This is a genomic window from Dactylosporangium salmoneum, assembly GCF_039532525.1.
Lineage (GTDB): Bacteria > Actinomycetota > Actinomycetes > Mycobacteriales > Micromonosporaceae > Dactylosporangium > Dactylosporangium salmoneum.
In genome coordinates this window covers 59543-68583 of the sequence record NZ_BAAARV010000031.1, presented here as the reverse complement: position 1 = coordinate 68583, position 9041 = coordinate 59543, and the positions used below count along the sequence as shown (strand labels likewise).

9 protein-coding genes and 1 pseudogene are annotated in these 9041 nt (G+C 66.0%); 3 read left to right on the top strand and 7 right to left on the bottom strand.

The window, feature by feature from the left end:
* Window positions 1–416 (bottom strand): IS701 family transposase (locus ABD352_RS21145; RefSeq protein WP_344614191.1); only part of this gene is annotated, 416 nt, incomplete at its 3' end.
* 241 nt (window positions 417–657) lie between these two features.
* Here ABD352_RS21145 and ABD352_RS21140 point away from each other — a divergent pair.
* Window positions 658–1170 carry a DUF7919 family protein gene (locus tag ABD352_RS21140; RefSeq protein ID WP_344614155.1) on the top strand — a complete coding sequence of 171 codons (513 nt, stop codon included), beginning with the start codon at window positions 658–660 and terminating at the stop codon, window positions 1168–1170.
* A gap of 121 nt (window positions 1171–1291) precedes the next feature.
* A pseudogene (locus tag ABD352_RS21135) lies at window positions 1292–2127 on the top strand (IS5 family transposase); the annotation flags it as partial.
* Between the two features lie 87 nt (window positions 2128–2214).
* Here the strand turns inward: ABD352_RS21135 and ABD352_RS21130 are convergent.
* The 5 genes from ABD352_RS21130 to ABD352_RS21110 form a co-directional block, all read right to left on the bottom strand.
* Window positions 2215–2916 carry a tyrosine-type recombinase/integrase gene (locus tag ABD352_RS21130; RefSeq protein WP_344614153.1) on the bottom strand — a complete coding sequence of 234 codons (702 nt, stop codon included), beginning with the start codon at window positions 2914–2916 and terminating at the stop codon, window positions 2215–2217.
* Entirely contained in the window at window positions 2913–3803 is an 891-nt protein-coding gene (locus ABD352_RS21125) for a tyrosine-type recombinase/integrase (protein ID WP_344614152.1), read from the bottom strand. Before ABD352_RS21125 ends, ABD352_RS21130 begins: the two co-directional genes overlap by 4 nt.
* Window positions 3800–4270 carry a hypothetical protein gene (locus ABD352_RS21120; RefSeq protein WP_344614151.1) on the bottom strand — a complete coding sequence of 157 codons (471 nt, stop codon included), beginning with the start codon at window positions 4268–4270 and terminating at the stop codon, window positions 3800–3802. Before ABD352_RS21120 ends, ABD352_RS21125 begins: the two co-directional genes overlap by 4 nt.
* A 325-nt stretch (window positions 4271–4595) precedes the next feature.
* A complete protein-coding gene (locus ABD352_RS21115) occupies window positions 4596–5654 on the bottom strand; it encodes a hypothetical protein (RefSeq protein ID WP_344614150.1) in 1059 nt (352 codons plus the stop codon).
* The gene (locus tag ABD352_RS21110) at window positions 5638–7233 is read right to left on the bottom strand and encodes an ATP-dependent nuclease (RefSeq protein ID WP_425553585.1); all 1596 of its coding nucleotides are present in this window, start codon (window positions 7231–7233) and stop codon (window positions 5638–5640) included. Before ABD352_RS21110 ends, ABD352_RS21115 begins: the two co-directional genes overlap by 17 nt.
* A gap of 6 nt (window positions 7234–7239) precedes the next feature.
* Between ABD352_RS21110 and ABD352_RS57680 the strand changes: the two genes are divergently transcribed.
* Window positions 7240–8043 carry a DUF4365 domain-containing protein gene (locus ABD352_RS57680; RefSeq protein WP_425553584.1) on the top strand — a complete coding sequence of 268 codons (804 nt, stop codon included), beginning with the start codon at window positions 7240–7242 and terminating at the stop codon, window positions 8041–8043.
* Here the strand turns inward: ABD352_RS57680 and ABD352_RS21105 are convergent.
* Window positions 8027–8818, bottom strand: a complete 792-nt coding sequence (locus ABD352_RS21105) for an IS5 family transposase (protein ID WP_344614190.1) — start codon at window positions 8816–8818, stop codon at window positions 8027–8029. The two genes, ABD352_RS57680 and ABD352_RS21105, sit on opposite strands and share 17 nt — an antisense overlap.
* Window positions 8819–9041: the final 223 nt, after the last annotated feature.

The window sequence follows — 9041 nt, the reverse complement described above, 5'->3', positions numbered from 1 at the left end:
CGCCCCCGCGGCGAGGCATAGGCCAGGAACACACCAACCTGAGCGTTCTCGATCCGGCCCGCCGTCCCGGAGTACTGCCGCGCCACCCCGGCCGACTTCACACCCTTCTTCAGAAACCCCGTCTCATCCACCACCAACACCCCACGCCGGGCATCCCCGATCGCCTCCACCACCGCCGCGCGGACCTCGTCACGAACCCCATCGGTGTCCCACGCATAAAAGTTCAGCAACCGCTGCATCCGCTCAGGACCAACATCCCCAGCCACCTCCGCAAGGGTCCACCCGTTCTTCCGCTCCACCTCACCGAGCAGACCACGCACATAGACCCGCATCTGACGCCGCGACTCCACCCTCGGAAACAGACCAGCAAACCGACCCAGAAACGCCACAAACCCCGCCGACCACCCAGCAGCCATCTCCTCCAACACAGCACATCAAATACCACGACACCTGCCTATGTCACAACCTGTCGTTGCAGTATTAGAGCGTGTTTGAGAAGTGCCCTGGTTTGCTCGCCGAGCCTGCGTAACCGTCGGCATCGATGCGGCCAAAGTGGCCGAAGGTCTCAGCTGTGGAACTGCCCATCGGACCTGATCGACGAGCAGGTCTCGACCGACCTTGTCGGCCGGTTCCGCACCCGACGCTGTACCGTCCCTTGTGGCCTACTTCGCGGACCTGACGCCCTACGCGTACTTCCACAGCGACGAAGACGACGAAGACATCGTCTGGCGCGAATGGGGCGAGCTGAGCTACCGCCCGCGGTACGAGCGGCTCAACATCGGCTGGCTGGACGCGTCGCACCCATTTGACAGGGGCCCGGTTCCGGCCTGGTTCGCCGGCGCGCTACTCGACATCATCGACGGCCCACCCGTCAACGAAACTCGAGGCCTGCACGGCTGCGAGTTCTGCCCGCCGGGCACGGGCAGCATCGCCTATCCGCGGCCGCGCCGGAACTGGCTGGCGTACTACGAGATCAGGGTGCCGGCCGGGCCCGGCGTGATGTTCGCGGCGCCAGCGCTGATCTGGCATTACGTCACCGCGCACGACTACCGGCCGCCAGCGGAGTTCGTCGAAGCGGTGCAACGCTACGACGCCAACTGGGCCACCGAGCCGAGCCCCTGGATCCCGCCCGACGCGGAGCGCGACATCTGGAAACGCACCGCCAGGTAGCCGGCGTCAGCGCGACTCGACGACCGGGTCCAGCAGGTGTGGGGCGGCGTTGCACCCGGACTACCCGTAGCGGTCGGCGTGTCTGCGTGACTATCGATGTTGATGCGGCCAGGGTAGCCGGATGTCCCGGCAGCGGCGCTACCCATCGGACCTGACTGACGAGCAGTGGGCGCTGGTCGAGTCATTGTTACCTGCTGTGAAGCTGGGCGGCCGGCCGGAGAAACATCCACGGCGGTCCATTGTGGACAGTATCTTGTATGTGGTCCGGACCGGCTGTGCCTGGCGGTATCTGCCTGTCGACTTTCCGCCGTGGCAAACGGTCTACTGGTACTTCAAGCGGTGGGAAGAGGCCAAGGCCACTGAGGCGATGCTCGCCGCACTGCGGGAACAGACGCGAGTGCAGCAGGGTCGTCACCCGCAGCCCACCGCGGGAATCATCGACTCACAGAGTGTCAAGGGCGCTGACACTGTGGGGCGTGGCAGCCGGGGGTACGACGCTGGCAAGCGCATCAATGGCCGGAAGCGATTCATCGTCACTGACACGTTGGGCCTGCTCATCGTCGTGGTTGTACTCGCCGCCAACGTCCAGGACCGTGACGGGGCCAAGACCACCCTGCTGTCGCTCTACCTGACCACGCCGACCCGGTTCGTCTTCGCCGACGCCGGATTCGCCGGCAAGCTCGTCGACTGGGCCACCGCCATCCTGCGCACCACGCTGCACGTCGTGCGCAAACCCGCAGGCCAGCATGGCTTCGCCGTCATACCACGCCGCTGGTGCGTCGAACGCACCCTGGCCTGGCTCACCGCCCACCGACGCCTGGCCCGCGACTACGAACGCGACCCCTCCACCTCCGAAGCCATGATCCGCTGGGCCGCGATTAACACCATGACCGGTCGCATCACCCGAGGTCAGCCCGCCACTCGCCAGCCACGTTGGTCCTGGCCCGACGACAAATAGGACCACTTCTCAAACACGCTCTTAGGGGTTCGAGTCCCCTCAACCTTGGCCACTCTTTGGTGCTTAAAGGCTCCGCTGGCCGTTGCTCAGTGTGATGTTTCGACGAGTGGGTGGTTCTCTCCGGTGAGGGCTGCTGTTGCCGTGGCAACCTCGTGGATGTCGGCGCGGACATAGGTGGAGGTTGAGCCGGCGTCGTTGCGTCCTGTGTGGCCGGCGAATGCGCGGGCGATGGCATATCCGAAGTTGCGCTCGACCCAGGTCAACGTTGTGTGACGCAGCCAATGCGTGCTGATTCCTTGAATCGCGACCCAGGGGAGGTGTTTGCCGACGCGTTCCCACAGATAGTCGTACCGTCTGCGGGTGATCGGCTTGCCGGTGCGGTACCGCAAGAGTTGCCCGCGCCGATCCTCGCCGCCCCGCTGCTGACCGTGCTCGACCAGGTTTTGCATGAGTGTCGGCGAGACGGGCTGCCAGCGGACGGTCTCGCCCTTTTCGCGGAGCCGGATCAGGCATTGCTCCACGTCGAGGTCGATGGGGCGCAGCGCGAGGGCACCGCCACGGCGGCAGGCCGTCTCGACGTGCAGCCGTAGCAGCAGCGTGTCGAGCTCGGGGTCGTTCCCGGTCGTGGAGGCGATGGCGGAGACCTGGGACAGCTGCGCGTCGGTGAGTGCGCGGCGGGTGCTGGCCAGGCGCCGGGGCTTTGGCACGCGGATGGCGGGATTCGCCGACTCGGGCAGGAATCCGTCGGCGATCGCGTGCTGGTAGATGCAGCGCAGCGCCGCGATCATGTGTTCACCCGCGCTGCGGCCGCCGCGGGAGTTGCTGCGGACCACCGCGGCTGTTCGAGCGGACTCGGCCAGCTGCTTGATCTCCGACGCGGTCGGCTCGTCGATGCGGCGCTGCCCCCAGTTGTGCCTGATCCGCCGCCAGTAGGTGAGGTAGGCGCGTCGCGACGTCCGGAGGCACCTCGCTCGTGCGCATGTTGCTGCAGGTACTGCATCAGGGTGGGGGAGACCGGCTGCCAGCGCTCCGTCTCGCCCTTCTCCCGCAATCGGACCAGACACTGCTCCTCATCCAGATCGACGGGCCGCAACGCCAGCGCCCCGCCTCGGCGGCACGCCGTCTCCGTGTGCAGCCGTAGCAGCAGAGCGTCAAGTTCCGGGTCGTTGCCGCTGGACGCCGCGGCCGCGTTGAGCTCGGCGAGTTTCGCGTCTGCGAGCGCACCGCGGGTGCTGGGTAGCCGCCGCGGTTTCGGGACCTTCAGGGCCGGGTTCTCGTCCTTGGTGAGGTAGCCGTCGGCGACCGCATGGTTGTAGGCGCATCGCAGCGCCGCGATCAGGTTCTCCGCCGTTCCGCGGCCGGAGCGGGCGTTGCGCCGCAACACACGGTTGGCCTTCACGAACTCGACGAGGCCGCTGATGTCGGAGGCTTTCACGTCGTCCATCCGCCGCTCGCCCCACTGCTCTTCGATGCGGTTCCAATAGCTGCTGTACGCCCGTAGCGTCCCTGCCCCGACCGCGGCACGGACCACCGGCAGATACTCCCGGAATGTCGGCACCGCCGGCCGGACCGCGGGCGACTGCAGAAGCTCCTCCGGTGACACCCCCAGCCTGGACAGCAGCAGCCGTGCGGCGTCCAGGTCGGCGTCGCGACCGGACATGGGCACGGCCGTCATGCGGCACCGTCCCCGAAGTGCGTCGCGTGCAGTCCGGCGACGAGTTCCTCGAGCACCACCGGTGGGTGCACGATGAGTAGGCTGTTGACCGGGTCGGCAGCCAGCAGCACCCGGTCGCCGGCGCCGAGCCGGCACCAGTGCCGTGCCACCGCCGGCAGCCGGACGTGGCCGAGGCTGCTGAGCCGGAAGATGCCGTGCTCGTCCGCGGCGACCATGATCAGGCCCGCGTACGCCTGCAGGTGCAGCCGGGTGGCGTCCGTCCAGCCAAGCGCCCGTATCAGTGCGGCGTCCGCGACCCGCCCGTTCGTGTCGACCGTCGCCAGCCCGAACCGCAGCGTGCCGGCCGGGCGCTGGGTGAGCCGGGCGAGGGGGAGTGGTCCGCGCGGGCGCATCGAGCCGGTCGTGAGCGGGGAACGTGACTGCGGCAGGACAGAGGGGACGACAGCGGGGATCGGACCGGCGCTCATCGCAACCACCCGACCCATGCCACGTCGCGACGGCCAGGAACATGCGGCGGATACGCCGAAGCCGCGTGCTCGATTGCACTCGAACACGCGGCCCTCAGATACAGCATGTGTGCTGGGTTTTTGTGTCGAAGAGGGGACCCCACCCCACACATTGAGGCAACCCGCACGATGCAGGTGCCCATACGAGAATCTTAGGCATTTCGCGGTACGAACTCAAATGTGTCGCCGCGGGCTCACCCGCATCACCGTCGCAAATATGTCGGGCTCGGTAGCTTCGAACGTACCCTTCGAGGTCGCCGAAGATCCCAGCTGCCCCTGGTAACCGCTACGGGACGAACGTTGCATCGCGTTGGTCGACGACGAACGCGACGCTGTGCCGGGCTCGGGTGACCGCGACGTATAGGCGGTCGGGCGCCTTGAGCGGGTTCGGGTCAGCGGTCCGCAGGTAGGCGAGCATCGGCTTGGTTGGGAAGATGAGGACCCGGTCGTAGGTGCTGCCTTTGGACAGACCGATGTTTAGTGCGGGAAGGCCCATGGTTGGCACGGCTCGGCTGTTACGCAGGACGGTCGGTCCGTATTTTGCAATGTAGGCGGGCACGTCGGTGTGGGCGATCGCGAAGATGCCGTCATGGCCGGTCCGTTCGTCGTTGCGGGATTTGGTCGGTGGCATGGTCGGGTAGAGCGCGTCGGCCCAATCGCAGATCTGCTGATTGCATCGCCAGCTTTCGGCGCGGGTTTCGACGGTGCACCGATCGTTTCGTGTCTGAAGCCAATTCAGCAGTCCGGCGCCGCGATACTTCTTGTTGCGTGGGGAGTTGTTCGTGGCGAAGGTGTGCTGGCGGGGATCGCCGACGGCGATGATTTCGATGCCGGACCGGAACAGCCGGTCGAGGAAGTCGAGGTCGTAGCCGACGAGGTCCTGGAGTTCGTCGACGTAAATCCGGTCGTACATGGCGGCGAGGCGGCGGACGGCCGCGCCGCCGCTTGCTTCGTCGACGCGGCAGGCGAAGTCGGCAACGCCGTCCCTGTACAGGTTGGCACCCCGGTCGAAGTAGAACTTCCGCAACTGGTCGCGAGGGGTGTAGCGCGGCCGCTGACCGGTGAAGTTGAGCGAGTGGATGAAGTCCGGCTGGTCGAGCAGCGCCGCCTGGTAGGGGCGGGCGGCTTGGTTCACCAGGAATGAGAACCAGCCCAGCAGCGTGATGTTGCCGGGCACGATCCCGGTCTGCTCCTGCAGCCGGCGGGTGATCTGGGCGAGGTTCTCGGTGGTGTAGGTGGTGATAAGTGTCCGCCGGTCTGGCTGCTCAGCCGCGCCGTCAATGATGAGCTGCGTCTTGCGGGATCCGGCGGCGGCAAGGATGACGCGGTTAGAAGGAGATGGCATCGACGATGTACTCCGGCATGACGATCGTCTCCGTGGACTCCGCGACCGCCAGCGCCCAGGTGGTCTTGTTGGCCAGCATGTAGTCCAGCAGGGCCGCTTCGGTCGGATGGTTCGTGCCGAGCACCTTGTTCATCCGCTGCAGCCCGTTGACCGCGATGACCTGAGGCTCCAACGTGGTCGGGTCGCCCTTGCCGATGTGGATGGTGATGAACTGGTGCGCGATGTAGTCGGCGTACTTCGCGGCCATCTTCTGCAGGTCCCCATCGTTGTCGTTGACGACCGCGACGCGGCGGCGGAGCGGGACGGCGAGGTCGAGGAACCGTTTTGCCGACAACCCCCGCACGTTGATGACGTCGACTCCGTCCGCTATCGGCAGTTTGCCGTGGACGTCGGAGTAGGCCCGCTGGACGATCAGCTCGTCGGAGGGTCCTTCGACGAGAATCACCCGACTGGCCAGGACGAGCCGCAGCGTGTCATAGCCGGAGAGCTTCTTGAAGTAGTCGACCGTGGAAGGCGGTAGGTCGGTGATCCGGTGACCGCCCTCCGGGGACAGCAGGACGAGCTCGTCGAGGCCGAGCTTGTTGAGGATGTACGCGCTGTGCGTGGTCACCAGGACCTGCTTGCCCGCGCACTTCTGGATGACTTTGTCGATCAGCTGGTTGAGGGTGGAGAACGAGACGTGGTTCTCGGGTTCCTCGATCAGCACGACGTGCGTGTCCTTGACCTTCTTGCGATTCAGCGCGAGCAGGATCTTCAGCGTGCTCTGCTCGCCTTTGCCGACGTACGGGAAGGGCAGGTCGTCCAGGTGCGGTACCAGGCTACGTTCCCATCCGGACCGCTGCGACAGGTCGATCGACAGCGTCAGCCGCCGGTCGCTGATGTCACCGCGGTCCCCGGCCAGTTTCTCGTTGACCGCGGCGACGGCGTCGATGCCGGAGAACGTCTCGCGCAGGCTGCGGTACGAGCGTGACAGTTCAACCCGTTCGTTCGGTTCGAGGTTGCTGCCGATGATCGTCTGCAGGTAGGCGTCGGCGCCGTGTTGCAACCGGATCGCGGTCGCGTCGATCAGCGAGGCCGTCGCGGGCACGCTGCGTGCCGTGACGCCGTTGCCGTCGAAGCCCAGCCAGTCAATCTTGTAGTACTCGGCCGGCACGGTCGAGATCTGCGCCGGGTGGGCGATATAGGCTTCGTACTCGTCGCGGAAGTCGTCATTGAACGCCACCCGGATGCGGACGCCCGGGACGTCCTCCCGCAGCGAGTTGTTCGTCCCCTTCAGCCGTGCGTGTTCTTCGACGTCGTCGAAATGGACCTCGATCAGGATCTCCGGTGGCGTCGGCCGCGCCCCGGCGTGCAGTGCCTCGATGTACGTCCGGGTCGTCTGGAGGTTGAACAGGAAGGGTGAAAGCTCTGCTGCGATGGCGACACCGTTGAGCCGGCTGGTCAGCGCAAGATTGACCGCCTCGAGCAGGGTCGACTTGCCGACGGCGTTGTTGCCGACGATGACGTTCATGCCAGGGGCGAGGTCGAGGGCGAAGTCCTGGAACACCTTGTAGTTCTTGATGACGATCTTCTTGAGCATCGAGCGATGCCTCCTGCGCGTGATCGTGTCGCTGACGCGTGCGGCTCGCCAGCCGAAGGGCGAAACCTTCAACGATCGATGTGGCGTGACGCGACGCCTCGGACGCAAAGAATCACCCGTTCGGGGGGCCTTGGCGGACGAGCGGCCAGGGGTAGTACAGCGTCGGCGCGTCGGCTGCAACGCGAGCGAACCGGGCCTGATCCGGCCGTGCAAAGTCCTGGGGTGGCTGTCTGGCCAGCAGCGAAAGGGCTCGACATGGGGGTCGATTTGAACCGGTACCGGCGCCGCGATCGTTTGCTCGACTGTCGGTGCTTGAATGCACATGTGCGGGCGTCGAAGCAGGAGCAGACCGGAACTGCCGGGGCGAACGAGGTTGCCGCGAACTTCGAGCGCATCGGATGGGGAGTCGCTCGTAACTCCGAACATGACCTTGGCGCGGACCTGTTCCTCATGGTGCGGGATCATCGGCTCGTCGATCTCGGCGTCGTCGTCGGTGCTCAGGTGAAGGCTGGCCCGTCCTTCTTCCGTGAACCGAAACGAGACCACGATGGGGCGGTCGTGGGCTGGTGGTTTCGGGAGCCCGATCGTGATCATTTCGATTGGTGGCTTGCCCATCGCCTGCGCCACTTCATCGTTTTGCATGATCTCGGCACGCGGACGTCCTACTGGGCGCCGATCACGAAGGAGACGGTTGAGTCGACCGGAGTCGGTGCCAAAGTCTTCGTTCCGGCGGCCAATGTCGTCGACGCTGGGTGTGCTGATGCGCTGTTTGCCGACGCACTAAGATCGTGTCTCATTTGGGGTGTTTGACCAGTTTGCGGTAGCAGATGAGGGCGCAGGCGATGTTGGTGAACACGGCGAAGTGGTCGGCGTAGCGGTCGTAGCGGCGTACCAGGCGCCGGTAGCGCATGGTGCGCTCGATGACCCAGCGGTGACGGCCGTGCCGTTGTGAGGACTCGACCTTCTTGCGGGCGATCCGCACGATGACGCCGCGCCGGCGGACCTCAGCCCGCAGTGCTTTGTGGTCGTAGGCTTTGTCGGCGTGTAGCTTGTCGGGTCGGCGGCGAGGGCGGCCGACCCGGCCGGAGACTGCGGGCATGCCGTCCAGCAGTGGCAGCAGCACCGCCGCGTCCGGGGTGTTCGCTGCGGAGATGGCCGTGGTCAGCGGCAGGCCGCCACGGTCGACCATGGCATGGATCTTGCTGCCGGGCTTGCCGCGGTCGACCGGGCTCGGCCCGGTCAGATCCCCCTTTTCAGCCCGCACCTGGATCGAGTCGATCACCGCCCTCGACCAGTCCAGCACCTCAAGGGCCTGCAGCCGCTGCAGCACCGCCAGGTGCAGCGCCGGCCACAACCCGGCCTCCGTCCACTCAGCGAAGCGGCGGTGCGCCGTGGCGCGGGTGACGCCGAACATCGCCTCCGGCAGCTTCCACCACGAGCACCCGGCCTGGGTCAGATAGCAGATCGCAGCCAGCACCGCCCGGTCGTCCACCCGCCGCCGGCCACCACCCTGCGGCCGCACCGGCGCCGGCGGGATCAACGGCGCCGCGATCTCCCACAGAGCATCAGGACACCAACGCTCCACATCGGACACGCCGAAGATTCAACATCAACCTGGATCGGTTGTCAGCCCCAAATGAGACGCGGTCTTACTGGACGTTTGATTCTGGTTGGGATGGATAACGTCCGGTCCGCCCATCGACAGTCACTGCCCACGTGTGCCTGAAGTGGCCAAGAACATCATCATTACAGCCGATTCGAGTCTGCCGCATACGGGACGTTTCAGGAGCGGATCGTGTCTGATTCAC

Coding starts and splice junctions, on each gene's coding strand:
- ABD352_RS21125 (WP_344614152.1), bottom strand. CDS start 3,803: ATGACGGCCGTGCCCATGTCCGGTCGCGACGCCGACCTGGACGCCGCA.
- ABD352_RS21130 (WP_344614153.1), bottom strand. CDS start 2,916: ATGATCGCGGCGCTGCGCTGCATCTACCAGCACGCGATCGCCGACGGA.
- ABD352_RS21115 (WP_344614150.1), bottom strand. CDS start 5,654: ATGCCATCTCCTTCTAACCGCGTCATCCTTGCCGCCGCCGGATCCCGC.
- ABD352_RS21110 (WP_425553585.1), bottom strand. CDS start 7,233: ATGCTCAAGAAGATCGTCATCAAGAACTACAAGGTGTTCCAGGACTTC.
- ABD352_RS57680 (WP_425553584.1), top strand. CDS start 7,240: ATGCCTCCTGCGCGTGATCGTGTCGCTGACGCGTGCGGCTCGCCAGCC.
- ABD352_RS21120 (WP_344614151.1), bottom strand. CDS start 4,270: ATGAGCGCCGGTCCGATCCCCGCTGTCGTCCCCTCTGTCCTGCCGCAG.